This window comes from Enhygromyxa salina (assembly GCF_002994615.1).
GTDB lineage: Bacteria > Myxococcota_A > Polyangia > Nannocystales > Nannocystaceae > Plesiocystis > Plesiocystis salina_A.
Genome location: NZ_PVNK01000136.1, coordinates 25,277 through 51,637 on the forward strand (window position 1 = coordinate 25,277; position 26,361 = coordinate 51,637).

The window sequence follows — 26,361 nt, forward strand, 5'->3', positions numbered from 1 at the left end:
GAGCCCGAGCCCGAGCCCGAGTCAGCCGCAGGCTTGCTCGCACCCGCCGAGCTGACACTCGTCGAGGGCGAGCGAGGCCGCGTTGGTCTCGGGATCGAGGTTGCAGTCGTCGACGCAGGTCTGGGCGTCGTTGAGGTCCGCGAGGCAGTCGAGGAAGCAGCCGCACTCGGGATCGTCGGTGCAGGCCAGGAGCTCGTCGCAGCACATCTGCGCGGTGCACTCGCCGCACTCGTCGGGGGTCGGAGGCTCGCAGCCTCGATCGCCGTCGCCGTCGCCGTTGCCGTCGCCGGTGGAGTCTCCGTCGCCGTCGCCCTCTGCGGTCGAGGCTTCGTCGCCGTCTCCGTCGCCGGAGTCGTCGGGGCCCTCGTCGCCGTCGCCGTCGCCGTCGCCGGGGTCTCCATCGCCGTCCCCGCCCATCGACCCGCCGCTGTCCCCTGGACCATCCTCGGCGCTGGTGTCGAGCCCCCCGGTCTCCGAGCCCTCGGCCAGGTCGATCTCCTCGGGCTCGACCCCAACGAGCCCGCAGCCATGGACGGCCGCGAGCAGCAGGGCGACGGTGAAGAGGCCCCTCGAGGGTGATCGCGGGCCGCGGGGTTGACCTTTGTCGTGCGAGTTCATGGCAATCTCCTGGGCCGTGTGTAGCACGCGGGCGTCAGCCCCGACTCATGGATCAAAGACCATCGCTCGCGCGTGGATTCAGGTCGGCACAGGCGGGCTCCTGGCGTGCCCGACGGGCCCAGGCCGGGCACCCGCGAGCCCCCCTGCTACCTTGGCCGCGTGCACGGGCAACCCGCGCCGCCCGACGTCGGCATCACCGCCGCGCTCGGGCCGACCAACACCGGCAAGACCCACCGGGCGATCGAGCGCATGCTCGACCACCGCAGCGGGATGATCGGTCTGCCGCTGCGCCTGCTCGCGCGCGAGGTCTACGACCGGGTGACGGCGCGGATCGGAGAGTCCCGGGTCGCGCTGATCACGGGCGAAGAGAAGCGGGTCCCGCCGCGGCCGGACTACTGGGTGTGCACCGTCGAGTCGATGCCGGTCGAGCGCGAGGTCGACTTCGTCGCCGTCGACGAGATCCAGCTGGCCGCGCACCCCCAGCGCGGCCACGTGTTCACGGACCGCCTGCTCCACGCCCGCGGCGCCCGCGAGACCTGGTTCATGGGCGCCGACACAATTCGCCCGGTGCTCGAGCAGCTGGTCCCGACCGCCGAGATCCACCGCCACCCACGCCTGAGCCAGCTGCGCGGGGCCGGGAGCATGTCGCTCGGCGCCCTGCCCCCGCGCACGGCCGTCGTCGCCTTCTCGGCCAACGCGGTCTACGAGCTCGCCGAGCGCCTGCGTCAGCGTCGAGGTGGGGCCGCGGTCGTGCTCGGCGCCCTGTCACCGCGCACCCGCAACGCCCAGGTCGCCCTGTATCAGGCCGGCGAGGTCGACTACATGGTCGCGACCGACGCGATCGGGATGGGCCTCAACATGGACGTCGACACGGTCGCGTTCGCCTCGCTGCGCAAGTTCGATGGCCACGAGCGGCGCGAGCTCGAGGCCGATGAGCTGGCGCAGATCGCCGGTCGGGCCGGCCGCGCCCACGCTGACGGACAATTCTGCACGCTCGCGCCGGTCCCCGGCCTGCCCAAGCGGGTCGTCGACGCGATCGAGATGCATCGCTTTGCGGCCCTGCGCCGGGTGGTCTGGCGGACCTCGGACCGCGACCTCGACTTTGGCTCGATCGACGCGCTGCTGGGCTCGCTGCGCCAGAAGTCGCCGCGCAAGGTGTTGGAGTTGGTCCGCCAGGCCGAGGACTACGACGCCCTCGCCTCGCTCGCGCGGCGCGAAGAGATCCGCGCGCGGGCCAGGGGGCGCGCGGCGGTCGAGCTCCTGTGGCAGGTCTGCCAGATCCCCGACTTTCGCAAGCTGACGCTGCGCCTGTCTTCGCAGCCGAGCGGGCCCGAGACGCTGGTGCTCGACGGCCACGCCGATCTGCTCGCAGAGATCTACCGCCAGCTCGCGGGGCCGCGAGGGCGGATCGATCCGGACTGGATGGCCGGACAGATCGCGCGGATCGACGACAGCGAGGGCGACATTCACGTGCTCATGCGCCGCGTGGCCTCCGTCCGGACCTGGACCTACGTGAGCAACCGCGAGGCGTGGCTGGTCGACGCCCAGAGCTGGCAGGGGCGCACGCGCGCCCTCGAGGATCGGCTCAGCGACGCGCTCCACGAGCGCCTGGTCGCCCGCTTCGTCGAGCACGAGGGCCGAGCGGCGGCGCCCCGGGGACGCGGGGCCGGGCGACGCGAGAGGGGCCGGGCCGCCCAGGCCAAGCTCGGGCGGCGGGCCCGGGTCGATCGTGAGGCCGTCGCCGAGGGGCCCTTCGCCAAGCTCCTGGAGCTCGACCTTGGTGACGCCCCGCGGGTCGACACGCGCGACGACGCCTGGGTCGAGGACCTGGTCTCGGCGCCGCACGAGCGCTTCTCCTGTGACGAGCGCGGGACGATCCTCGACGGCGACCGCGAGCTGGGCCAGCTCGTTCGTGGGGTCGACCTGGTTCGGCCGGAGGTCGCGCTGACGATCGAGGAGCTCGGCGCTGGGGCCCGCGCCCGGATCCAGCGGCGGCTGGTCGCCTGGGCCCGGGACCTCGCCGGGCAGCTGCTCGCGCCGCTGCGGGGGCCGGGGGTCGAGCGCTTGTCGAGCGATGGCCGGGGGCTCGTGTACCAGCTCGAGCGCGGGCTCGGGACGATCCATCGGAGCGCGGCCAAGGGCCAGCTGCGACGGCTCCGGGGCCGCGATCGGAAGCTCCTCGACGCGCTCGGCGTCCGCGTGGGGCGGCGGATGATCTGGCTGCCGGAGCTGCTGCGCGAGGACGCGCTGCGGGTCCGGGCGCTGCTGATCGGGGCCGCGCTGCCGCGGGGAGTCTTTGTTGAGATCCCTCGGGCGGGGGCGGTCGAGTTGGTCCCCAATCCAGATGTCGATCCCGACGCCTACACGGCGCTGGGCTTTCCGGTGGTCGAGGGGCGGGCGCTGCGGGTTGATGTCCTCGAGCGCGAAGGCTGACGCTTCTCGCCCGCCTCAACCATGCATGGCCAGCTCGATGTAGGTCGCCCCCCGACCACGAGCCCGACATCGGGGATCCCACGAAACCACCCGCCGAGCTTCGCGTAAGCTCGAACCGCTCGATGTCTACCCCCGGAGCCCCAAAGCCGCCCCGCGCGACCCTGGTCGAAGGCGACATCCGCTCGGCCCTGGTCAGCCTCGCGCTGCCGATGTCGCTCGGCATCGTGTTCTTGATCGCCCTCAACCTGGTCGACACCTACTACGTCGGCCAGCTCGGGACCGACGAGCTCGCGGCGATCAGCTTCACCTTCCCGGTGATCATGCTGGTCATGTCCGCGACCATGGGCCTCGGGGTCGGGACGACCTCGGCGATCGCCCGGGCGATCGGCGGCGGTGACGAGCGCAAGATCCGACGGCTCACGACCCACGCGCTGATCCTCGGCGTGCTCGTGGTCGCGCTGCTCTCGGGCCTCGGGCTCGTGACCCAGCGGCTGCTCTTCGCGAGCCTCGGCGCCGAGGGCCCGATCCTCGCCCTGGTCGTCGAGTACATGACGATCTGGTTCTTGGGCGCGGCCTTCCTGGTCATCCCGATGATGGGCTCCGGCGCGATCCGAGCGACGGGCGACGCCAAGACCCCGATGTACATCATGATGGTCGCGGCGATCGTCAACGGCCTCCTCGATCCGCTGCTGATCTTCGGGCTCGGGCCCGTGCCCGCCCTCGGCCTGCGCGGGGCCGCGCTCGCGACCTTGGCCGCGCGGCTCCTGACCTTCGTCGGCGCGCTGTGGGTGCTCGGCAAGCGCCTGAACATGATCGAGATGCACACGCCGAAGCTCGCCGAGCTGCGCGAGTCGTGGCGCTCGATCCTCTCGGTCGGGGTCCCGGCGGCGCTGACCAACATGCTCGCGCCGATCGCTACCGGGGTCATGACCGCGCTGATCGCCACCCACGGCAACGCAGCGGTGGCGGCGTGGGGCGTGGGCTCGCGCCTCGAGGGCCTCGTGCTCATCGCTCCGATGGCCCTGTCGGCCGCGCTCACGCCCTTCGTCGGACAAAACTGGGGCGCCCTTCGCCGCGATCGCACGGCCGAGGCGCTCCGGCAATCGCGGCGCTTCGTGCTGCTGTGGGGCGCGGGCGCGTGGCTGTTTCTGATCACCCTCGGCGACTTCGTGGCCAGCGCGTTCTCCGACGACCCCGAGGTTCACGAGGTCCTGCGCCTGTTCTTTTGGGTCATCCCCGTGACCTACGGCGCCCACGCGCTCGTCAGCGTCGTGAGCGCGACCTTCAACGCGATCGACCGAGCGATCCGCTCGACGCTGCTGTCGGCGACGCGGAGCCTGCTCCTGGCGATCCCCCTGGCCCTGGTCGGCAGCTACCTCGCCGACACGCTGGGCATCTTCATCGGGGTCGCGCTCGCAACCGCGATCACGGCGGTCATCGCCAACCTGTGGGCGGGCGAGCTCTACGACCCCGCAGACCACCCCGACGAAGACGCCGACGAGGGCGTCGAACCAGCCGCGGCCCCCCGGGCCTCGCAGTCGATGCGAGGCGTGAGCCCCGGCCGCTGCGCGCTGATCGACGGCCTCGTCGCGGGCCTTTGCGAGCTCGACCAGCTCCGCGTGGCCAAGACCCGGGGCAACGCGATCGGCTTCTTCGGCCCCGGCGGCCACGAGATCGGCCACGTCCACCGGGGGGGTCAGCTCGATCTGTGCTTCCCGCCCGCGATCATGGACCAGCTCGCGCGCGAGGGCGTCGTCGAGCACCACCGCCACATCGACGATGCCTGCTGGGTCACCCACGAGCTCGACGGCGAAGATGACCTGCCCCCCGCCCTCGCGCTCCTGCGCCTCGGCTATCAGCTCGCGCGACTCCACGCCCTCGTCGACCTTGGCGCGGAGCTCTCACTCGACGAGGCGCTGCGCGATCTGACCGTGTCCGAGGCCCTGCGCGCCGAGATCGAGGCCCTCGTCGACAGCTGGAGCCCGCGCACTCCGCGCGCAGGATAAAGCCCCAGGCTCGCGGCCTTCGAGGCTCGCATCGCCCCCGTCGATCGAGTGTAGAGTGCGATCGTGGAGACCCCCTCTCACCACGCCCAGCTCCACGCGCTGACGGTCGCCGTCCGCGCGCTCGACAGGCTCTACAGGCAAGAGATCGCCAAACCGATCAAGGACGCGCTCCAGGTCACGCCCCAAGAGGTCGGGCGCTTCTACGTCAAGCTCGAGACCCTCCGCAGCTGGTTGAACAACAGTCGCACCGTGGACGACATGCGCCGTGACCCGCTCGCGCCGATGATCAAGATGGCGCTGCTGCTGTGGCGGCGTGAGCGTGCCGCCGAGATCGAGGTTCCGCGCAGCCGCACGACCGACAGCAAGGTCGTGATGGTCCTCGATGAAGAGATTCAGGCCATCGACTGGCTGCTGAACGAGCTGCGCCTGATTGAGCCCGAGCGGATGCCGGTCCTCACCGATTACATGTCAGTCCACCAGGCCGAGCTGGTCGGGCAACTCCCCCAAGACGACCCGCCCCTCGAATACGACGTCAAATTCCGCATTCTGTTGTCGGCGAATCGCGTGACGCCCGATTTTCAGTTTTACCGCAAGCGCTGTGACATCCGCGAGGTGCCGATCACCCTCGCCTTCGTCGACATCGACAAATTCAAGGACATCAACACCGAATTTGGCCACACGACCGTCGACTTCGACCTGCTCCCGCAGTTTCAGCAGGGCCTCGAGGCCCACGTGTTCTTTCGCGGTCGCGCGTATCGGGAGGGCGGCGATGAGTACATCTTGCTGCTGCCCAACATGTCCTACGAAGGCGCCCGCCAATTCCTGTGCGAGCTCCAACGGCGGATGACGAAGATTCGCTATCGCCTGTCAGCGCTTCGCTCGAACCCCACGGTGTCGATCGGCTTTGTGACCTTGAATCCGGGTAGCATCATTACCGCCCGGGAGGCGCGGGAGAAGGCAACCCACGCGCTGCTCGAGGCCAAGGACGCCGGCCGAAACCGAATCGTGGGACTCGAGACCCACCCTCACTGGACGCCCAAGTCCGTCGAGATCTCCCGCTAGCAGCCCGGGCTGCTAGCCCGCGGGCCATCCCCAGAGTCGGGCGCGACCTTGGCTGCGAGCTTCGCCGAGCCGGTTGGCGGGGTCGGCCCGGGCGAGTATCCTGGCGCAGCCGTGCCGCAGCCGGAACCGCTGTCCGTCGACGACGCCCTCGACCGCCTCGTCAACCAGTTCTCGGACTCGATGGCGTTCTTTCGCGAGCTGATCCAAAACGCGCTCGACGCCGGCTCCGAAGAGGTCGAGGTGTGGTTCGAGCACCGCCCGGGCCCGACCGATGACCTGATGGTCATCCACGTCGACGACTGGGGCGCGGGCATGAACCGCGAGATCATCGACACCCGGCTCACGCGCCTGTTCTCGTCGAGCAAAGACGGCGATCTGACCAAGATCGGCAAGTTCGGCATCGGCTTCGTGTCGGTGTTTGCGATCGCGCCCCAGGCGGTGTCGATCGACACCTCGCGCGACGGCGAGCACTGGCGGATCGTGTTCGACGAGCAGCGCCGCTTCTCGCTGATCCGCCGCGACGAGCCCGTCGAGGGGACCAAGATCGAGATCTACAAGCCCGCGAGCGCGTCCGAGTTCGAGGCCTTCCGGACCCGCGCGAGCGAGGTCGTGCGCTATTGGTGCAAGCACGTCAGCGGCGAGATCCGCGTCGACGGCGAGCTGATCAACGAGCCCTTCGACCTCGAGCTGCCCTGCAAGGTCAGCCGCGGGCGGGACGACGAGCAGGTCGTCGTCGGCCACCCCCGCGACGGCGAGGCCTTCGCCGGCTTCTACAACCGCGGCCTGACCCTGGTCGAAGAGCCGATGATCCCCGGCATCGCGTTCAAGGCCTCGTCGGCCAAGCTCGAGCACACCCTGACCCGCGACGACGTGATCCGCGAGGCTGGCTTCACCCGGCTGATGGCGGCGGTCAACGAGCTGATCGCGGGCGAGCTGTGCGAGCTGGTGTTCGCCAAGCTCGACGCCGCGATCCGCGAGCTCACGCCCGACCCGGCGGCCAGCCCCGACGACGAGCAACGCGAGTGGCTCGAGTACCTGTGGGACGCGGCGCGCTTCCACGAGCAGGCCGATCACGCGGTCCCGGTCAGCCCCAACGCGGCCCTGTTTCGCAGCCCCAGCGGCGCGCTGGTCGGGTGGCAGGCCGTGCGCAAGCCCAAGCGGCGCCGGGTCATCATCGCCCGGGGCCCGAGCCCGCTGGCCGAGCTGCTCGAGCGCGAGGGCGCGACCGTCGTGTGGCTGCCCGAGCCCTGGATCCGCGGCCGGGCCCTCCTCGACGCCCTCGCCCCGGACACGGTCCGGCTCGAGCAGTGGTGCACCGCCTTGCCCCCGCGCGACACCGACGAGGCCGTGCGCTGGCAGATCCTGGCCTCGGAGGTCGCGCGGCTCCTCGACGACTGGGGCGCGAAGATCGGCGGGGTCCGCCTCGGTCACCTCGACTACGCCCAGTCCTCGGTCGCCGAGCGCGTCGCGATCACCCAGGCCGAGTTCGGCGAGGCCACGGCGCTCGACGACGCGGGCGAGCTCGGGACCGGGCTGTTCGCGAGCCGCCGGGTCGTCGTGCTCAACGCCGACCACCCGACGATCCGCACGATCGCCGCGCTCGCCCAGACCGAGCCCGAGCTCGGGGCCTACCTCGCGGTCAAGGCCTTCTTCTTGGGCAGCCGCCTCGACGCCGAGACCGACGAGAAGCTCGCGACCCTGACCCACGATCGCCGCATCCTGCGAGTGGGGGCCCGCGCATGACCAAGCCAGCCTCCAAAGACAAGCGGTCCCAAGCTCGGGAGAGGGCCAGGCCAGACCTGCTCGCACGGCTCGAGGCCGCGGGCGCGGTCGAGGCCCGCGGTGGATTTTCGATCGACCCCGAGAAGGCGCGCGAGAAGCTGCGCCAGTATCAGCTGGCCGATCCCAACCGCTACGTGCTGCTGCTGGTCGAGGCCGCGTTCTCGAACGGCGCGACCTCGCTCGAGTTCGAGGTCGACAGCGACGATCTCCACCTGCGCTTTGACGGCTCGACCTTCGCCTACGAGCAGCTCGAGAACATCTACGGCGCGCTGTTCACCGAGGTCGACGAGCTCCGGCCCGAGGATCTCGCGCGCATGCGCGGGCTCGCGCAGCTGGCCTTCGCCGTCAACTCGGCCATGGCGATCAACCCTCGCTACGTCCGGATCACGAGCATCGGCGACGACGGCGAGGGCACGCTGCTCGAGCTGCGCCCCGATCAACCCGACGAGCTCACCCGCGTTCAGGGCGAGCCCGGCAACTGGATCCACGTCAAAGACAGCTTCCGCCCCGGGCTGATCGTCGAGTTCTTCCGCAGCCTCGGCGACACCCTCGACGAGGTCGTGCTCCTGCGCGCGCACTGCCGGTGGTCGCGGCGGCCAGTCGTCGTCAACGGCGCGCAGGTCTCGGGTCCGATGACCTTCGAGTGGGAGCCGTGGACGAGCGTCGAGGTCACCGACGAGGGCGAGCCCATCGGTCAGGCGGCGATCGGGCTCAGCAGCGCAGATCTGCGCGGCCGCCCCCGGGCCTTCTTGGTCTCCAACGGCGTGTTCATCGAGGAGCTCGCCCTCGACGAGCGCGCGGTCGCGGGCTTCGAGGCGATCGTCGACAGCCCGCGCTTCGGCAAGGACGTGTCCCAGACCAAGCTGCTCCACGACGCCGGCTACGACGCCGTCATCGACCGGATCATCGCGGCCCAGGATCACGCGATCGCCCGCCTCGCCGAGCGCTACCTGGCCCAGGGCGCGCCGAGCTGGGCCGACGACATGCTGATCGAGTGGCTGACCAAGCACGCCAACTACTCGCGCCCGAGCAAGCTGCGCCGCGCGCTGATCGACGACCCGCTGCTTGCGACCGTGGCCGAGGTCCCGCTGTGGCCCGTGGTCGGCGCGGCCAACATCAGCACCCGCGCGCTGATCGAGGCCGAGGGGCCGCTGCGCCACGCGAGCGAGGACTTCGAGTTTGCGCCGGTCGACGTGCCCTTCGTCCTGCGCATCGACCCCGGCCCGGCCCAGGCCCTGCTCGAACAGCTGTTCGGCGCTCGCCTCCACGACTACACCCCGGCGCTGCGGCGCGAGTGGGAGCGGCAGCGCTGCCGGCTCCAGTTCATGACCCGCCGCCACCTCCCGGAGCTCGGCGAGGGCTACTACCTGATCCGCGAGCCGATCCGGGGCGAGCTCCGGGCCGAGAGCGGTGACGACGACACGGCCGCGCCGATCCGCGGTGAGCTCGGGCTGCGATCGCTCGGCCACGGCGACAGCTGGGTCCGGCTGCTGACCGAGGGCTGCCTCCTGCGCGAGCTCGCCCTCGACGGACCGGTCCCCGGCCTGTGCGCCGTCGTCAGCGCCCCGCTCGAGCCCAACGAGGACTACGATCAAGCGCGAGCCACCCGCAGCCTCGCGGCCGCGCTCGTGGCCGTGCTCGAGGCCCTCGAGCGCGCGATCACCAAGCTCGCGGGCTCGGGCGCGATCAGCCCCTATCTGCGCGCGCTGCTGCGGACCTACGTCGCCCAGGCCTGTCAGGCAGACTTTGGCCCCGCGTTCCTCGATCAGTTCGGCTTCGCGCGCAGGCAGGCCAGGCGCGAGGTCAAGCGCCTCGGCGCCGCGATCACGCCGCGCTGGGGCCTCGACGGACCCGCAGAGGATCATCATGAGCTCCTGCGGGTCCCGCTCTACGACCGCGCCCACGGCGAGCCCGCGAGCCTCGCCGAGCTCGCCGCTCGGGTCGCGCAGGGCCAGCGCCTCGCCTGGCTCGAAGCCGGGACGAGGCCGCTGCCCGCCCTCGACGCCGAGGTCCTGCTCCTCGAACAAGCTGATCGCGAGGCCCTGCGCGCGCTCCTGGGCAAGGACGTGCTCGCGCCCTTCGCCGAGCGGCTCGCGCAGCTCCGTCGCCGCGACGCGTTCCTCGAGTGCCCGCAGGCCGAGCTCGCCCTGCCCCACGCGTCGCTGGTTCGGGTCGAGCTGCGCGCGGCCGAGCCCGAGCTGCGTGGCGCGCTCGGCCTGCGCGAGTACGCGTTCACGGCCGCGACCGAGGGTCAGACCCCGGTCCAGGTCTACTACCGCGCCCGCAAGCTGTGCCACGTCGAGCTCGAGCTGCCGCTGCCGGGGCTGTGCGCCTGGGTCGAGAGCGAGGCGCTCGAGATCGCCCCGAGCTTCGAGGCCCTCGCCCATCCGCTCTCGCTGCGCGGGCCCTTGCTCGAGGGCCTCGTCGCGCTCGTCGAGCTCGAGCTCGAGCGCGCCCGCGCGGCGCCCGACGAGCTGCTCCGCTGCGAGTGGTGGTTTCTGACCATGGTCCCGGGCGTGGTCCTCGGCCCGGGCAGGCTCGCCCAGGCCTTCGTGTGGCTGCGCCACGAGCTCGGGCTCGACGCGGCCCTGACCGAGCTCGCCGCGCTGCTCGAGCTGCTCGAGCGCTACCCCAGGCGCGACCTCGACCGCGCGATCGGATCGCTGCGTGGCCGCGGGGAGCTGCCGACGGCCGAGGCCGTCCGCGGGCGGCTCCGACGACCCAACCGGCGGATCAGCCAGGCCGAGCAAGACCTCCTGGTCCTGCGCCGCGGGCTGTTGCCGGCCTTCACCGAGCTCCTCGAGCTCCCACTGCTGCGCCGCCTCGAGCCAGCCCAGCGCGGGGCAAAGACGGCGCGCACGGTCCCCCTCGACCAGCTGTTCGCGCGGGTCGGCGCCGGCGAGCCGATCAGCTGGGTCGCGGACGACTTCCATCTCGAGTCCAAGCCCACAGTCACGCTCGAGGTCTCGGTCCTCGATCCGGTCGAGCAGAACCTGCTCGACCGACTCCTCGGCAGCGACGGGCTCGAGCTGGTCAGCGACTGGTTGATCGGCCGGGCCCGGTTCGAGCGGCGACGCACGATCTCCGAGATCCGCGTGGCCCGGGGCTCGGCGATCGTGCTCTTGCCCCTGAGCTCACCCGGCGTGCGCGGCGAGCTCGGCATCTCGCGCGAGTCACCCAGCCAGATCGAGCGCAGCAAGATCCGCGTGTTCACCGAGTCGCGCGAGGTCGCGGTCGTCGAGCTCCCGGCCCGGCCGGTCGCCCTCGTCGGCGCGATCGAGTTCGACGAGCTCGAGCTCAACGAGGCCCACACCGACATCACCTCGCGCGAGCGCGAGCGCGTCCGCAAGCTCGTGCGGGCCCAGACGGACGCGCTCTTGACCGAGCTCGCGACGCGCTACTCGGGCCTCAATTCGCGCGACAAGGGCCGCGCCGCCGAGCTCGTCCGTCACCTCCTGGTCGGGTGGCCGCCAGGCGTCGGCGGCTACCAGGCCCGGGCAGCAAAGCGTCCAGCCATGTTCAAGCGGCTCGCCGGGCTGGCGGTGTTCGCGGGCGCGCGCAAGCCCTGGTCGGCGCTCGAGCTGGCCGAGGCCCGAGAGCGCGGGCGCATCGCGAGCATCGCCTACCGCCGCCCCAGCCTCGAGCTGCCCGACACGCCGGTCGTCGTGCTCGACGCCCCCGACGTCGAGGCCGCCCTCGAGGCGCTCTTTGGTGACGTTCGCGACCTCGATCGAGAGATCGAGCGCCGCCGCGAGCTCGCGGCCCGCAAGGCCAACTCGCCGCGGATGCCCAGCCAACCCCCAGACCAGGCCCTGCTCGTCGTCGAGGTCGAGGGCGAGGACCTCGAGGGCTGGCTGTGGCTAGCTGACGACCAGGCCGAGGTCCTGTTCGGCGCAGACGGCCACGTCGCCGACAAGCGCGTGATCTCCGACCTGTGCTGGTGCGGCGGCGCCGTCTGGGGCGAGGGGCTGAGCATCACCTCAAACTGGAGCCGCGCGACCCTCACCCGAGCGCAGGAGCGGCTGCTCCAGCGCCTCGCGGCCGCGCTGTGGGACCGACTGATCGACGAGTTCGAGCGCCGGGTCGACGCCGAGGCGCCCCGCGACCGCGACGCGCGGCGCCTGCTGTCCGAGCTCCGCGAGCGTCTCCACGACCTGTTCATGCGCCTCCACCCTCGCTGCGCTCGCAAGCGACGCTCCAAGCGCAAGCGCAAGCGCAAGGGCAACCGCTACGAGCAGCTCTACGAGCGCTTGCGGACGCTGGCGGTGCTCGAGCTCAGCACCGGTCGCTGGATCAGCGCCGAGACGGCCGAGCGCGAGCGACCGCTCGAGCTCGCCTCGCTGAAGCTGTGGTCGGGGCCCTCGGCCGAGGAGATCGCCCACCAGCGGGCCGTCGAACGGCGCGAGAGCAAGCGCGCCCGCGAGCGCGAGCGCCAGCAGCAGCGCGAGCGCGAGCAGCAGCGCCGACGCGCCGAGGCCGAGGCCCGCAAACGCGAGGCCCAACGCCGCCGACGCGCCGCCCGTGAGGCCGAGCGCGAGCGCGAGGCCGCGGCCAAGCTCGCGGCGGCCGGGCAGGCCCAACCAAAAAAACAGGCCAAGCGAGCCGAGCGTGCCAAGTCCAAAGGAGCCCGCGCCAAGCCCCGGGCCCCGCTGCCCGAGGAGCTGCTGCTCGAGGCCCTGCGCGAGGAGCTGCGCCTGGTCCGAGCCGCGAACGCCGGGCTGGTCTCGAACCACCACCTCGAGTCGCTCGTGCTCGGCGAGCCCGTCCGGCGCGGCCCGCTGTTTCGCCACGCCGACGGCGTGACCGAGATCGACGTCGGCCATCCGCTGTTCGAGGCCGTGCTCGCGGGCTACCTCGACGATCAGGGCCTGCTGACGCTGCTGGCCTCGTCGGCCTACACCTACCTCAACATCATCCACGTCGAGATCGAGGACCAGCACGAGGCCGAGTTCCTCCGGCTCCACGCCGCCCACGCGGCGACGGGTGGTCTATGAGCAGGGCCGCGAGCAGTCGCTCGCTCGCATGCATCGCTCCCTCCCTCGGTCGGTCGGCCCTGATGAGCCTCGCAGCGGCATGCGTGGCCCCCTCAAGGGGCTCGGGTCACGCGCACGGAGCTTCGGCGCGGGGAATCGTGCCGCATGCCCGTGCTTGGGTATCATCCGCGGATGGACCGCTCATACTTCGCGCTCTCGCTGCCCGTGGCCCTCTGTCTGCTCGCCTCGGGCTGCGCCGACGATGCTGGCGTCGGCGGGGACGAGACCGACGGTACGAGCGCGACGGGCGAGAGCTCCGGGGACGGCGACGGCGACACGGGTGACGGAGACGGCGACGGCGATCCCGGAGATGGCGACGGCGACTCGGGAGACGGTGATGGGGACGGCGACACGGGCGACGGCGACGGCGACACGGGCGACGGAGACGGCGACACGGGCGACGGAGACGGCGACACGGGCGATGGCGATGGCGACGGCGACGGACCGATGCTCCCGCTGTGCGGAACCCCCCCGCCCGACGGAGCCGAGCTCGCCCCGCCGCTGCCGACCTACGGCGGCACCTGCCCGGTGTTCGAGTCCGGAATGGAGAACGTGATCTCGACCGGCGGCGGCGACCGCACCTTCATCTTCGTCGCGCCCTCGGATCTGCAGGACGACGAGGTCCTGCCGGTCATGTTCATGTTCCACTGGCTCGGGGCCAGCGCCAACTCGTTCTACAACAAGGCCGAGGTCCAGGACGCCGTCGATCACTACCGCTTCCTGGCCGTGATCCCCGACGGCCGCGACATCAACCAGCTCGTGCCCTTCAAGTGGCCCTTCGCGGTCACCGACCTCGACTTCCTGATGAACGAGGACTTCGAGATGTTCGATGACCTGCTCGCGTGCACGGCCGAGCAGTACAACGTCGACAAGGAGTGCGTGTCGGCGATGGGCGTCAGCGCCGGGGCGATGTTCACGAGCATGCTCGCCAGCCGCCACGGCGACAACCTGTCGAGCTTCCTCTCGCTCTCGGGCGGCGTCGGCGGGCTCGTCAAGCCCTGGCAGGCCGGCGGCAACATCATGCCGGCCATGGTCCTGTGGGGCGGACGCGACGACTTTTGCATTGCGATCGACTTCGCGGTCGGCTCGGTCGACCTCGAGAGCGAGCTCGAGGGCGAGGGCCACCCGGTGCTCGAGTGCATCCACAACTGCACCCACGCGACCCCGCCCTTCGAGCCGCCCCCCGACCAGCCGGACCTGCCGATCTTCGCGCCCGCGTGGGAGTTCATGTACGCCCACCCCTACTGGCTCGAGGACGGCTACTCGCCCTATCAGGACTTCGCCGAGCTGCCCTCGCCGTGGCCCGACTGGTGCGCGATGGGGGCCGGCAACGCGAGCGAGCGCGTCGGGGCCTGCGGCGGGTCCGAGTGCCAGTAGCCCCCCGCGACCCGATCTGCGCCGCCGCCTGCGGCCCTGCGTGAAAATTCCTTGCCCGCGCGCCCGGCCTGACCTGCTCGGACCGCCCTCAGGCCGGGATCGCAGCGGTCAGGTTGTGCGCGTAGCGCTCGGTCCGACGCTGGTGGTACCAGTCGAAGTTCCCGCGCATCCAGTCTTCCATGATCTTGATGTAGCCGCGCGTCGCCTCGTCGACCTCGTGCTCGAGCTCGAAGTGGGCCTTGGCCTCGAAGTACTCCTCGACCACGCGGTCGTTGGTCCGCATGGCCGCGTCCATCGCGTCGCGCAGACCCATACCGTAGGCGGTCGCGTAGACCGCGACGAGGTTGCTGTGCTCTCCGGCGCTCGACTCTTTGGCGTAGGAGAAGAGATCGTTGACGTAGGAGACGCACAGGTTGGTCGCCGACATCATGGTCTGGAAGGCCGGATCCTCGCGGACCTCGTCGGACACGTCGAAGTCCTCGACGATCGCCCCGATGTCGAGGGTCGGGTACACGGCGCTGCAGCGCAGGCGCACGATCGTGTAGTCGGCGACGTGGGTCATGCGCTTGTTTCGCTTGCGCGTCTCCATCACGCAGCCTTGAAAGTAGGTCCGCATGCCCTCGACGTAGTGGCGGAGCCCGGCCCGGTTCGTGTACCGAAGCAGCCGCTTGGCGACGTTGGCGTAGGCGTCGCCGACCGCGATGATCCGCGCGCGAGCGGGGACGTTCAGGCACAAGAGCGGGCGCGGCTCATCGGCGACGGCCGCAGACAGGTACGCGGTCACGTGCTCGGCGAGCGCCTCGTTGCCGCCGATCTCCGAGCTCGCGTCGTCGAGCATGTCGTCGAACACGAAGATCGCCGTGTAGCAGTTGGTGATCAGGCGCAGCGCCTCGAGCGAGCAGTCGCGGTGGCACAGGCCCGCGAGCTCCTCGAAGCGGCAGCGAGCGAGGGCGTCGGCGAGCTCGTGGTCATCCTCGGGGATCAGACCGAGCTCGATCGCCCAAGCGAGGTTCTGCTCGCGCACGGCGTCCACGTGGGGGTTCACCCCAGAACGAAATGGGAGCCTCAAGCTGCCCGGCATCGATCCCCAAGGTCCTTGGATGTCGATACCGATGCGCCGCTCGCTGGTGCTGATGATCGTGGCCGTTTCCATGGCTCTACCCCTTCTGTCCGATCCTTGGACTGGGTTTTTTTGTGTACGACCTTGTGTACCAAGCACCTACCGACGCGGTCAACAAAAATCCACTCTGACGGTAAATTTTCCAGATCCAGTGTGCGACAGGGTGCGCTTGCGCCACACTGGTGTTCGCGCGCCAACGCGCCTAGACTCGCTCGGCCCCGCCCCTCCCATCACGCCCCGATGGTCAAGCCAGCGTTCAATGTGCCGCCAGAAGGCGTTTTTTGGCCCCATACCTGGGTTGTGGCCGATGACGTGATCATCTCCTTGACCCAGGAGGGTCCCGTCCCGGACGAAAACTGGGATCACTTCGTCGAGGACATCCTGCGCGACTCCACCCACCGCATGCTCGGGATCGGGATCGGCTCGATCAACGTCCACAGCCGGCAGCGCCGCAAGCTCGTCCAGGCGATGCACGACAAGCGGATCGCGGCGGTGCTCGGCAGCAGCGTGGCGCGGGGCATTGCGACCGCCCTCGGCTGGATGGGGCTCAAGATCCGGGGCTTTGGCTGGAACGACATCGACACCGCGTTCGAGTACCTCGGGTCCGAGCACATCGACATCGAGGCTGGCGTCGGGCTGGTCTCCCAGCTGCTCGCACGGTCTGGCGCCCCGACCCTCGAAGAGCTCCTGAAAGACACCTAAATACGCCGATCCAGTCGGGGCGAAGCTCAGGTCGCTCGCGCAGTCGTAGCGTTTCAGGCGTCCCGGACTACTCGAAGCTCGCGTGTCGAGGTACTCAGTACGAGGAGTCCGATGCCGAAGAATATAAAAGATGCCCCGACACTCTCTGGTCGCTGGCCGCTCTTCGGCCACCTCCCGCGGCTCAACCGCGACGCCTACCGCTTCCTGCGCGACGCCGCGCGCGAGCTAGGACCGGTGTTTTGGATCGACCTGGGCTTCGGCAACCGCACGCTCATGGTCGTGTCCGAGCCGGGCTTCGCGGTGTTCAAGTCCAAGCACGCCGACTCGTCTCACCTCAGAGACTTCGCCGCCTTCCTCGGCAAATCGATGCTGACCGTCGACGGCCCCGATCATCGGCGGATGCGGACCGCGAGCAGCCACGCGTTCACGCCCGCGGGCCTGTCCCGCGCGCAGATCGGCGACACGATCGCCGAGACCCTCGAGCGCCGCGTCGCAACCTGGCAGGGCCAAGACAGCGTGGCGATCGTCGAACAGACCAAGGTCATCGCGCTCGAGGTGATCTTCCGGGTCATGGGCATCGAGGTCCGCGACCTGCCCCAGTGGTCGCGCTGGTACGCCGAGTTCTTGCTCGGCCTGATCGACATCCCGATCAACCTCCCGGGCACGCCGAAGTGGCGCGCCCGTCGGGCCCGGCGCTGGCTCGAGGCCCGGGTCCTGGCCATCATCGCCGACGCCCGAGCCCGCGACGACCACGACAGCCTCGTCGGCGCGATGGTCCACGGCAAGGACGATCAGGGCGCGGGCCAGAGCGAGTCCGAGCTCGTCGACAACCTCCTCATCCTCGGGTTCGCGGGCCACGAGACCACGGCGTCGACGATGGCGTGGTCGATGCTCCACCTCGGCAGCTCACCGCGGCGCTGGGATCGACTGTGTGAAGAGGCGGCCGCGATCGGCGACCCGCCCCACGACTACGCCGAGCTCATGAGCCGGGCCCCCTACGCCCTCGGGGTGTTCCGCGAGAGCCTGCGCCTGTACCCGCCGGTTACGATCGACTCACGCCGAGCCCACACCACCTTTGAGCTGGCCGGCTATCGGATCGAGCCCGGGACCGTGGTCGGGACCAGCTTCTTGCACCTGTCCCGCGACGAGGCCCGCTACGAGCAACCCGACGCGTGGCGGCCCGAGCGGTGGCTGGACCTCGGGCACAAGCCGACGCCGATCGAGAATTGCCAGTTCGGCGGCGGCGCCCACTTTTGCCTCGGCTATCACATGGCCCTGCTCGAGGGGACCATGTTCCTGGTCCACGTCGCGCGGACGCTGTCGAAGTGGGGCCGACGGCCGCTCGTCGAGGGCGAGCTGCCGCGCCCCACCTTCGTGCCGCTGACCCGACCGCCGGCCAAGACGCGCCTGGTCCTGGCCTGAGCGGCCGGCTCACATCCGTCCGCGCAGCATCCCGTTCCAGTACAGCTCGGGCAGCCCGTAGGCCTTGAGCGCGTACATGCTGTAGCGCGGCCGGGCCTGGTCGAAGGGGAAGCTCTCGCACGGGTTCCCGTCGTAGTCGAACTCGGCGAGCATGACCTGGCCGACGCCCGTGACGAGCGGGCACGAGGAGTAGCCGTCGTAGGCGGCCTCGAGCGGCTGACCTCCGCGGTGGGCGAGGAGGTTGGCGACCGTCACCGGCGCCTGCTTGCGAACCGCGGCCCCGGTCTTGGCGCAGGGCAAGCTGCTGCAGTCGCCGAGCGAGAACACGTCCGCGAAGCGGGTGTGCTGGGTCGAGTACTTGTCGACCTCGACCCACCCGGCCTCGTCGGCCAGCGGGCTGTCGGCGATGAAGGACGGGGCCGACTGCGGCGGCGTCACGTGCATCATGTCGTAGTCGAGCTCGACGGTCTCCTCGCCGGTCAAGAAGCGCGCGATCTTCTTGCCGGGGTCGACCCCGACGAGGTTGTGTCCGAAGCGCGTGACGATCTTGCGCTCGACCGCCAGCCGCTCGAGCGCGATCCGATACTTGTGCACGCCGAAGATCCGCGCCCCGGCGTTTGCGAAGCTGACCTCGGCGTCGTCGCGCAGGCCTCGGCGGCGGAAATTCTCCTCGGCCAGCCACATGATCTTTTGCGGGGCGCCGCCACACTTGATCGCGGTCGCGGGCGCCGTGAACACGGCCCGCCCGCCGCGGAAGCTCGAGATGCACTCCCAGGTGTAGGCCACGGTGTCGTAGCTGTAGTTGGAGCACAGCCCGCCCGTACCGATCGCGTCCTCGAGCCCCTCGATCGCGGACCAGTTGAGCTGGATGCCCGCGCACACGACCAGCTGCTCGTACTCGACGGGCTCGCCCTCGCGCAGGAGCACGCGCTTTTGCTCGGGCTCGAAGCCCTCGACGGCGTCGCAGATCCAGGTGTGGCCGGACGGGATGTAGTCGGCCTCGGGTCGGGCGGTGACGTCGCGAGCGAACTCGCCGCCGCCAACCAAGGTCCACAGCGGCTGGTAGTAGTGGACCTGCGAGGGCTCGACGATCGCGACGTCGAGCTCGGGCGCGAGGTTGTGGAGCCGCGCGGCGACGCTGATGCCCGCGGTCCCGCCTCCGATGATGACGACTTGATGATGCCTGGTCACGACTGCGCCTCCTCGCGCTCGGTCACGGCGCCCGGACTGTTGGAGTCGCGCGCATCGAGCGTGCGCCCGAGCCGACGGGCAAAATGGATCAAGAAGCTGGTCGCGCGCTGGACCTCGGGCTCGCGCAGGACTCCGACCAAGCCGAACACGCCGCGCGCTTCGCCGGGGTCCGCGGCCGCGCTCGGCAGCTGCGCGCCCGCGTCGGCCAGCACGGCCATGGTCTCGGGCTCGAGCAGGCGCTCGAGCGCCTCGAGCAGGCCCGGATCACCGAGCTTGACGATGACCGCGAGGGCCCGGCGCAGGCGCAGATCAAAGTTGACCTCGCCATCGCGCCCCGCGATGTCGTCGATGGTGTTGCCGAAGGTTGCGAGCAGACCAGGCAGCTGCGCGAGCAGGGGATCGGCGCGCTCGAGCCGGGTCTCGATCCGGCCGAGCTGGGCCTCGATCCGATCGAGCTGGCTCGATCCGCCGATTGTAGGGGTACGGGGAGCTGAGTTTGCCATCGTCGGCCCAATCGTTGTCCGCGGCGCCGCGGTCGTCGAGCGCTCGATTTTCGCGCTCGCGTTCAGCGCGGGGCCCCGACTCGAGTCGTGGCAGACTGTTCGAGGATCCGCGCGACCGGCAGCTCCATGCGGCCGCCCGGGAGACGCTGCCCTCGCTCGGCCCGCTTGCGCAGGACCTGGCGGGCCGTCAAGAAGCCGGTGACGCTCTGCCCGGTCAGCATGCCAACGAGGCGCCCCTGGCTGTCGACCACGGACATCGGCTCGCCGTCTTGCATGACACGCATCAGCGCGTCGTCGAGGTTGTCGCTCGGGTGGACGATCTTGGGCTCGCTGCGCATGACCTCGGCCACGCTGACCTCGGGCCCGTGGGCCGCGAGCGCCTGGAGCAGGGCCTCGCGGCTGAGCATCCCGACGACCCGGCCGTCGTCGACGACGGGGAAGTCGTGCTGGAAGGTCTCGATCACCCGGCGCAGGGGCATGAGCACGGGCGCCCTCGGACTCACGGCCTCGAAGTCGCGGACCATCGCCGCCGCGACCGGCACACCGTGGGCCACGAACTTGGCCTCCGCGACTCGCGCCTCGCCCGACGCCCCCATCCACAAGAACAGCGCGATGAACACGAGCAGCGGGTTGCCGAACAGGCCGATGATCCCGAACGCGACGGCCATCGCCTGGCCGAGCCCGGCCGCGATCTGAGTCGCGCGAAGGTCGGACAGACGCAGGGCCAACACCGCCCGCAGCGCGCGCCCACCGTCCATCGGAAAGGCCGGCAGCAGGTTGAACAGGGCCAGGATGACGTTGATCCACATCAAGCGCACGACCATCGAGACCGACTGGTCGAGCGCCCCCGGGACCAGCGGCTCGCCGAGCCCGAGCGCGACCACTGCCAGGAGCGAGGCCAGCACGACGTTGACCGCGGGCCCGGCGAGCGCGACGAGCAGCTCGTGGCGCGGGTCCTCGGGCATCCGCTCGAGCGAGGCCACGCCGCCGATCGGCAGCAGCGTGATGTCGCGGGTGCGGATCCCAAACCGACGGGCCGTCAACGCGTGCCCGAGCTCGTGGAGCACGATGATCCCGAACACCAGACAGACCAGGATCACACCGTCGATCGCGCCCGCCGCGGTCCCGGTGGTCGCGTAGCTGATCCACGCGATCCAGGCCAGCAGGGCCAAGAAGGTCACGTGGACGCGAATATCGATGCCGGCGACCCGGCCGATCCGCCACGCCCACTTCACGCTCGCCTCCGTTGCATTTGCACGCGGCGATCGTGTCGCGAGAGGGGACGGCTGTCCCCCCTCAGACCACGCGCAAGCTTTGCCGCCGCGGAGCTAGCGACTCAGCAGCCGTTGTCTTCGGGGAACGAGCAGACCCCGTCCATGCAGAAGTTTTGCACGATCCCGGTCTGGAAGAAGTTGTCGAGCTGATCGCGCGCCTCGGGCAGCTTGCGCAGCTTGCCGTGGGGGTCGTCGCACGCGGTCTGCGGCACGTTCTCGAGCGGGTCCTCGGGCAGCCCGAAGTCGTACTCGACGTAGGTGCTGCCGACGTTCATGTCGGAGACCGAGTCGAGACCCCAGATCTCGCGGATCCCGGTGTCGAGGTGCGGCGCGCCGACGGCCCGGGCCATGATGTGGGCGCCGAGCGTGGTCACCTGGTGGTCGCCGATCGCGGCCCGGATCAGGACCTGGTGCTCGGGCGTGTCAGGAAAGGGATCGTTGGTGATCTTGAAGCTGTAGCCGGTCGGCTCGGCCTCGTCCCACAGGCCCTGCATCAGCGCGAGGATGATCTGGAGGTCGCGCGAGTCGGTGAAGCCCTGCTGCAAGATCGCGAAGTACTGGTCGAAGTCGACGCTGCGGTTGAGCAGGATGTTGTAGGGCTGGCCAGGCACGCCCGTGCACCCGCGCTCGATGTCCTGGGTGATGGCCATGAAGGTCCCGCCAAAGATCCCGCCCTGGCTGATGCCGAGGTAGTAGGCCGCGCTCGGATCGATGTAGCTGCCGAACATCACGTCGTTGGCGAAGCTCGTCTTCATCATGCGCGTGGCGACGACGAAGTTGACCAGGCCCTGCTGGAGGCGATCGCTGACATCCTGGAACAGGTGGACCTCGCCCGAGTTGAGCAACGCGGCGATGTTGAGCGCGTCCTCGTCGGCCATGCCGACCCAGTCGACGGCGAACAGGATGTAGTTGTACTCGTTGATGAACGAGCGCATGTGCCCGCTGCCGAGCTCTTCGGCGCTGCCGAGCAGGCCGTGGCCGTACTGCAGCAGCGGCGCCGGGGTGTCGATCGCGCTGTTGGGGATCAGCACGAAGAAGGGGAACTGAGCGACGCCTTGCACCTCGGGCAAGCCGTCGTCGCCGTAGACGAGGCGGCCGCCGGGGTTGGGATCATCGAGGTAGAGCGGCACGTCGATCGTGCCCTCGATCCGGTAGGCGATGTTGTCGGTGTTCCACTCATCGTCGACGCTGTCGATCGTGTAGGTCGGGCCCATCTCGGGCGTGTAGGTCGCGAGGGCGTCGTCGCGCATGTGCAGGACGTTGGCGGTGTTGTTGTCGAGGCTCGCGGTCGTGAAGTCCCAGGCGATCTGGAGCGACTCGCGCTCGACGCCCGCGTCTGCGAGGCGCGTGAAGATGTCGGCGTAGAGCGGGCGCCGGGCCTCGACGTCGGCGTCTTCGGTCGGCAGCAGGTCGCGCAGCGCCCGGAACTCGGCGCTGGGCTCGAGCGTGGCGCCGCCGGCGTCGACGACGTCGCGGATCGCGACGATGTAGCGGGTGCTGTCTTCGAGCCGGGTGACCGGGCGGATCATGAACGCGTTCTCGGTCGCGCCCGCGAGCGAGGCGTCGATCTCGGCGAAGTGGGCCACGCGCTCGCCGGTCTCGGCGTTGATGAGCACGGTCGGCGAGGCCGGGTCGAGCGAGGTCTCGATGTCTTTCCAGGTCGGCAGCCCGGTCGTCGAGGCGCCGGGCATGTAGGTCAGCATCGCGAGGCCGGCCGAGAAGCCGTCGCCTTCGTTGAAGGGGTCGGCGAGGATCGGGTTGTCGTTCTTGCTCGGGAGCCGATCGCTGTTGAGCGCGATCCGGCGGCCGGTCGCCGAGTCGGCGTCCTCGGCCGTGAACACGTTGCTGGGGAAGGGGAACAGGCAGTACTCGGGGACCAGCGAGTCGCACTCGAGGGTCGGCCACGCGACCTCGGGAGCGGGCTCCTCGACCATGTCACCGTCGCCGTCTCCGGGGTCACCGTCGCCGTCACCGTCGCCGTCACCGTCACCGTCGCCGTCGCCTCCAGTCTCGCTCGAGTCGCCGTCGGCCGGGCTGTCGTCGCCGCAGCCGGGCGAGGTCGCGAGCGACAGGGTCAAAGCAGGGATCGACAACAACAGTGGCAAGCGCTTCATCAGGGTCTCCAGAGCAGGTCCGACGGAGCATACACGAAGCGCCCGGCGGTTGAGTCCGCGGTGAGCGACTGGAAAATCACGGCCGCCCGAGGGCCAGACCCGGGTCAGCGAGCGCTACACCGACTTCGCGGTCGAGTAGACCCGCTCGGCGCCCGCGTACACGCACAGCCGCCGATCCCGAACGAAGCCGACCAGCGTCATGCCGGCCGCGCGCGCGAGCTCGACGGCCAGCGAGGTCGGAGCCGAGACCGCGGCGACGACGGGGATCGCCAGCGCCAGCGCCTTTTGGACGATCTCGAACGACACTCGGCCCGAGACCATCAGCACGCAGCGCTCGTGCGCGACGCCCTCACCCGCGGCCCAGCCGATCACCTTGTCGACGGCGTTGTGGCGACCGACGTCCTCGCGCACGGCGAGCAGCTGGCCGTCCGCGGTGAACAGGCCCGCGGCGTGGAGCCCCCCGGTCCGCTCGAACACGTCCTGGCGGGCGCGCAGACGCTCGGGCAAGGCCGTGAGCGTGTCGACGGCCACGCGCAGCCCGAGCGGCAACCCGGCCCGGGCCAGCCCGGGCTCGCCGATCACGGCCTCGATGCTGGCCTTGCCACAGACCCCGCACGAGCTGCTCGCGTAGAGGTTGCGGCGCAGGGCCGCGAGGTCGACCTCGACGGAGGGGCCGAGGCGCACGAGCATCACGTTGTCCTCGGCCTCGGGCGTGTCGACCGTCGTGCAGTGGCGAGCGCTGGCGATGGCCGAGACCTCGGCCACGATCCGCTCGGACAGCAAGAAGCCGCGCACGAGCTCCTCGTCGTCGCCCGGGGTCCGCATGACGACGGCGATCGCGACCTGGTTGACGCGGATCTCGAGCGGCTCCTCGCGCGCGAGCATGTCGGGCTCGGGCGCCTTCGCCTCGCCGTCGATCCACGCGCCGCGCACGACCGCCCGGAGCCGGTCGTCGTCGTCGTCCTCACTCGGCTCCGGAGCCGCCATCGCCACCAGTGTAGCCCCCGCGTCGGACCCTCGAGCGGGTAGACTGCGCGCGTGCCCCGAGTCGCCACCGCGCTCGCGCGCCTCGCTCTCTCGCTCGCGTTCATCCTCGGCGTCGCGGCCTGCGCGGGCCGCAACGCTGGCCCCCCGCCCTACAAGCCCGCCGCCGAGCTCGATCAGTGCGAGCCCGGCGAGTGCGTCGAGGCCAAGCTGAGCTTTCGCCGCTGGGCCAACGCCGAATTCCACCGCGGGCGCATGCCCTACCACTGCGATCCGGGCAGCGAGCTCGACGGGCGGCCGAACCCCGCGGTCACCCGCATGATCTTCGTGGTCCACGGCGTCGTCGGTACGACCCCCGAGGCGCTCGCGCAGCTCCACGTCCCGCCCGGGCTGGTTCAGCTGCGCAGCGTCACCAACGCCCTGCGCCGGGCCGAGCAGCTCGACCCCGAGCTCGACCGGAGCTCGATCGCGATCGTCGCCCCGACCTTCCAGCGCACGACCCAGTGGCAGCCCTACACCGACGAGGACAAGCGCGTGTGGACCTGGGACCGAAGCACCTACAACATCGGGACGCTGGCCGCGCGAGACCCCCGTGGGCATCGTCAAGGCCGACAGCGTGTCCTCGTTTGACGTGATCGACGAGTTTCTGCGCGCGGCGGTCGTAAAATTCCCCAAGCTCGACACGGTCGTCGTGCTCGGGCACTCGGCCGGAGGTCAGACGGTCCATCGCTACGCGCTGCTCGGCGCGGGCGTCCACGAGCACCTCGACAACGAGGGCATCCACGTCCGCTACGTGCCGACCAACCCGGGCCTCTACGTGTTTCCGCTGATGACCCGCAAGCTCCCGCCGGGCCAGACCTCGCTGCGACCCGGGGTCGGGCGCGGTGACACGGGCGGCTGGCGCTGGACCGCCCCGCGCGGCTGCGAGGGCTACGACAACTGGGGCTACGGGCTCGGCGGGTTGGACCGGGCCCCGGGCGACCGAGCCACGCGCGCGGCCAACTTTGCGATCGACCGCTACCTCCGGCCCGTGGATCGCAAGCTCGCGCGCCAGGCCATGCGCGACCCCGGGGGCAGGACCTGGGCCAAGGCCGCCCGCATCGCCTTGCGCATGCAGTACGCCAGCCGCGAGGTCTGGCACATCCAGGCTGCCAGCGATCATGCGGGGACCTTCGGGACCAACTGCAAGGCGACCGTTCAGGGGCGCTCGAGGTTCGAGCGCTTCTCCAACTTTCAAGAGGCGTGGACCCAGCTCGTTGGTCTCGACGCGCCCAACCTGCACTTCGTCGCGCTCGAGGCGAGCCACCCGCACAGCTCGCGGGTCGTCTACGCGTCAGATGCCGGCATCCACCTGCTGTTTCACTAGCCGGGCCAGCCAGAACCCATCGCTCTCGTGGTCCTCGGGGGTCCAGGCCTGGGTCAGCTCGCGGGTGAAGTCGCGGCCGGCCTCCGAGTCACAAAAGCCAGCGACGATCGCCTCGCCCTCCTCGGGCTCGAGGCTGCAGACCGCGTAGACCAGGCGCCCCCCGGGTCGAACCCAGCCCGCGCACTGACGCAGGAGCGCGGCCTGCAAGCTCGCGCGGTCGCGGATGTCGGCCTCGTTGGCGGTCCAGCGCAGCTCGGGGTGACGCGCGAGGTTGCCCAGCCCGGTGCAAGGCGCGTCGAGCAACACCGCGTCGAAGCTGGCCTCGCGCAGGTGCGTCGCGGCTTCGGCTTCGAGCGCTGCGCCGAGCTCGGCCTCGACGATCTCGACGCTCAGCTCGCCGCCGAGGCTCGCGCGCTCGCGCTGGCCCTCGAGCACGGCGAGCCGCTCGCCCGAGCTGTCGACCGCGACGAGCTCCCCTCGCCCTTGCATGTGCTCGGCGATCTGAACGGTCTTGGTGCCCATCCCCGCGCACGCGTCGAGCACCCGCTCGCCCGGCTGGGGATCCAGGACCCGCACCGCCTGCTGGCTGCCCAGGCTCTGGATCGAGAACAGCCCGGCCTCGAACGAGGGCCCGTAGAACAGGTCGCCCCCGCCGCGGACCCGCAGGCACTGCGGCTGGTCCCCCGCGGCCTCGGGCAACGCGACGAACTCGAGCTTGGGCTGCTCGGCGAGCAGCGCCTCGCGCAGCTCGGCCGCGCCGCCGCGGTGAAGGTCGACCCGCAGATCCACGGTCGGCGCCACGCTCAGCGCCCGCGCGCGAGCGACCGCGCGCTCGGCCCCGAGCGCCTCGACCCAGCGCGTCGCCAGCCAGCGCGGCAGCGACCAGCGCAGGCTCAGGGCGTCGACGACCTCGCCGTCGCTCATCGCCACGTCCATGATCGGCCAGTCCCGATCGATCATGTGCAAGATCGCCGTCATCATCCCCTTGAGCCGCCCCTGCGGATCGATGCGCCGCGCGAGCTTGCCAGCCTCGGCCGCCGCGATGCCCAGCGGACGCTCGAGCTCGACGAGCTCGAACGCGGCCACGCGCAGGATCATCCGCAGCTCCCCCTTGATCTTGTTCGGCCTGTCGGCGAACGAGTCGATCAGCTTGTCGAGCCGCGCGCGGTGGCGCAGCACGCCGTAGACCAACAAGGTGATCAGCCCTCGATCCCGGCGCGCGAGCTCGGGGTAGCGCTCGAGCTGCTCGGACAAGATCCGGTTGCTGAAGCCTTGACGCTGCTCGACTTCTCGCAGCGTACGCACAGCAACTCGACGCGGATTCGGCCCGGACTTCACCCCGAGATGGTAGTCGGCTCTTCGAACCAACAAAAA

General features: G+C 70.5%; 18 protein-coding genes. 10 read left to right on the top strand and 8 right to left on the bottom strand.

What is annotated here, in order from left to right; translation table 11 throughout:
* Positions 1–21: 21 nt before the first annotated feature.
* A complete protein-coding gene (locus tag ENSA5_RS13710) occupies positions 22–618 on the bottom strand; it encodes a hypothetical protein (RefSeq protein WP_106392099.1) in 597 nt (198 codons plus the stop codon).
* Between the two features lie 159 nt (positions 619–777).
* Between ENSA5_RS13710 and ENSA5_RS13715 the strand changes: the two genes are divergently transcribed.
* The 6 genes from ENSA5_RS13715 (at position 778) to ENSA5_RS13745 (ending at position 14,311) form a co-directional block, all read left to right on the top strand.
* Positions 778–3,051: a helicase-related protein gene (locus ENSA5_RS13715; RefSeq protein ID WP_258182840.1), complete on the top strand. Its 2,274-nt coding sequence runs from the start codon at positions 778–780 to the stop codon at positions 3,049–3,051.
* A gap of 122 nt (positions 3,052–3,173) precedes the next feature.
* On the top strand, positions 3,174–5,057 hold the full coding sequence (locus ENSA5_RS13720; protein ID WP_106392100.1) for an MATE family efflux transporter: 1,884 nt from the start codon (positions 3,174–3,176) through the stop codon (positions 5,055–5,057).
* 63 nt (positions 5,058–5,120) lie between these two features.
* Complete coding sequence (locus ENSA5_RS13725; protein ID WP_106392101.1) at positions 5,121–6,119, top strand: GGDEF domain-containing protein; 999 nt, start codon at positions 5,121–5,123, stop codon at positions 6,117–6,119.
* Positions 6,120–6,230: 111 nt separating this feature from the next.
* Positions 6,231–7,862, top strand: a complete 1,632-nt coding sequence (locus ENSA5_RS13730) for a sacsin N-terminal ATP-binding-like domain-containing protein (RefSeq protein ID WP_146155670.1) — start codon at positions 6,231–6,233, stop codon at positions 7,860–7,862.
* The gene (locus ENSA5_RS37650) at positions 7,859–12,895 is read left to right on the top strand and encodes a hypothetical protein (RefSeq protein WP_181197734.1); all 5,037 of its coding nucleotides are present in this window, start codon (positions 7,859–7,861) and stop codon (positions 12,893–12,895) included. Before ENSA5_RS13730 ends, ENSA5_RS37650 begins: the two co-directional genes overlap by 4 nt.
* A 171-nt stretch (positions 12,896–13,066) precedes the next feature.
* Positions 13,067–14,311, top strand: coding sequence for an alpha/beta hydrolase family protein (locus ENSA5_RS13745; protein WP_146155671.1), 1,245 nt, complete (start codon positions 13,067–13,069; stop codon positions 14,309–14,311).
* 88 nt (positions 14,312–14,399) lie between these two features.
* On the opposite strand, the gene ENSA5_RS13750 is transcribed toward ENSA5_RS13745, so the two are convergent.
* Complete coding sequence (locus tag ENSA5_RS13750) at positions 14,400–15,356, bottom strand: terpene synthase family protein (protein ID WP_146155672.1); 957 nt, start codon at positions 15,354–15,356, stop codon at positions 14,400–14,402.
* A gap of 375 nt (positions 15,357–15,731) precedes the next feature.
* Here ENSA5_RS13750 and ENSA5_RS13755 point away from each other — a divergent pair, with 375 nt between their 5' ends.
* Positions 15,732–16,133: a hypothetical protein gene (locus ENSA5_RS13755; RefSeq protein WP_106392105.1), complete on the top strand. Its 402-nt coding sequence runs from the start codon at positions 15,732–15,734 to the stop codon at positions 16,131–16,133.
* A gap of 111 nt (positions 16,134–16,244) precedes the next feature.
* The gene (locus tag ENSA5_RS13760; RefSeq protein ID WP_106392106.1) at positions 16,245–17,555 is read left to right on the top strand and encodes a cytochrome P450; all 1,311 of its coding nucleotides are present in this window, start codon (positions 16,245–16,247) and stop codon (positions 17,553–17,555) included.
* Positions 17,556–17,564: 9 nt separating this feature from the next.
* Here ENSA5_RS13760 and ENSA5_RS13765 read toward each other — a convergent pair whose 3' ends face one another.
* The 5 genes from ENSA5_RS13765 to fdhD all read right to left on the bottom strand — a co-directional run bounded on the left by ENSA5_RS13765 (position 17,565) and on the right by fdhD (position 23,624).
* Positions 17,565–18,746, bottom strand: a complete 1,182-nt coding sequence (locus ENSA5_RS13765) for an NAD(P)/FAD-dependent oxidoreductase (RefSeq protein ID WP_106392107.1) — start codon at positions 18,744–18,746, stop codon at positions 17,565–17,567.
* The gene (locus tag ENSA5_RS13770; RefSeq protein ID WP_106392108.1) at positions 18,743–19,249 is read right to left on the bottom strand and encodes a DUF1641 domain-containing protein; all 507 of its coding nucleotides are present in this window, start codon (positions 19,247–19,249) and stop codon (positions 18,743–18,745) included. Before ENSA5_RS13770 ends, ENSA5_RS13765 begins: the two co-directional genes overlap by 4 nt.
* A 62-nt stretch (positions 19,250–19,311) precedes the next feature.
* Positions 19,312–20,484, bottom strand: a complete 1,173-nt coding sequence (locus ENSA5_RS13775; RefSeq protein ID WP_106392109.1) for a site-2 protease family protein — start codon at positions 20,482–20,484, stop codon at positions 19,312–19,314.
* A gap of 101 nt (positions 20,485–20,585) precedes the next feature.
* The gene (locus ENSA5_RS13780) at positions 20,586–22,637 is read right to left on the bottom strand and encodes a hypothetical protein (protein ID WP_181197735.1); all 2,052 of its coding nucleotides are present in this window, start codon (positions 22,635–22,637) and stop codon (positions 20,586–20,588) included.
* 114 nt (positions 22,638–22,751) lie between these two features.
* Positions 22,752–23,624, bottom strand: coding sequence for a formate dehydrogenase accessory sulfurtransferase FdhD (gene fdhD / locus ENSA5_RS13790; RefSeq protein ID WP_106392112.1), 873 nt, complete (start codon positions 23,622–23,624; stop codon positions 22,752–22,754).
* A gap of 51 nt (positions 23,625–23,675) precedes the next feature.
* On the opposite strand from fdhD, the gene ENSA5_RS13795 reads away from it, so the two are divergent.
* Both ENSA5_RS13795 and ENSA5_RS13800 read left to right on the top strand, forming a co-directional pair.
* Positions 23,676–24,251, top strand: coding sequence for a hypothetical protein (locus ENSA5_RS13795; protein WP_106392113.1), 576 nt, complete (start codon positions 23,676–23,678; stop codon positions 24,249–24,251).
* Positions 24,214–24,987: a hypothetical protein gene (locus ENSA5_RS13800; protein ID WP_106392114.1), complete on the top strand. Its 774-nt coding sequence runs from the start codon at positions 24,214–24,216 to the stop codon at positions 24,985–24,987. Before ENSA5_RS13795 ends, ENSA5_RS13800 begins: the two co-directional genes overlap by 38 nt.
* Here ENSA5_RS13800 and ENSA5_RS13805 read toward each other — a convergent pair.
* Entirely contained in the window at positions 24,955–26,325 is a 1,371-nt protein-coding gene (locus ENSA5_RS13805; protein WP_258182842.1) for a transcription antitermination factor NusB, read from the bottom strand. The genes ENSA5_RS13800 and ENSA5_RS13805 overlap by 33 nt on opposite strands.
* Positions 26,326–26,361: the final 36 nt, after the last annotated feature.

Excerpts from the sequence above, each read along its gene's own strand:
- ENSA5_RS37650 (WP_181197734.1), top strand. The coding sequence starts at position 7,859 with ATGACCAAGCCAGCCTCCAAAGACAAGCGGTCCCAAGCTCGGGAGAGG.
- ENSA5_RS13710 (WP_106392099.1), bottom strand. The coding sequence starts at position 618 with ATGAACTCGCACGACAAAGGTCAACCCCGCGGCCCGCGATCACCCTCG.
- ENSA5_RS13745 (WP_146155671.1), top strand. The coding sequence starts at position 13,067 with ATGGACCGCTCATACTTCGCGCTCTCGCTGCCCGTGGCCCTCTGTCTG.
- fdhD (WP_106392112.1), bottom strand. The coding sequence starts at position 23,624 with ATGGCGGCTCCGGAGCCGAGTGAGGACGACGACGACGACCGGCTCCGG.
- ENSA5_RS13770 (WP_106392108.1), bottom strand. The coding sequence starts at position 19,249 with ATGGCAAACTCAGCTCCCCGTACCCCTACAATCGGCGGATCGAGCCAG.
- ENSA5_RS13780 (WP_181197735.1), bottom strand. The coding sequence starts at position 22,637 with ATGAAGCGCTTGCCACTGTTGTTGTCGATCCCTGCTTTGACCCTGTCG.
- ENSA5_RS13720 (WP_106392100.1), top strand. The coding sequence starts at position 3,174 with ATGTCTACCCCCGGAGCCCCAAAGCCGCCCCGCGCGACCCTGGTCGAA.
- ENSA5_RS13760 (WP_106392106.1), top strand. The coding sequence starts at position 16,245 with ATGCCGAAGAATATAAAAGATGCCCCGACACTCTCTGGTCGCTGGCCG.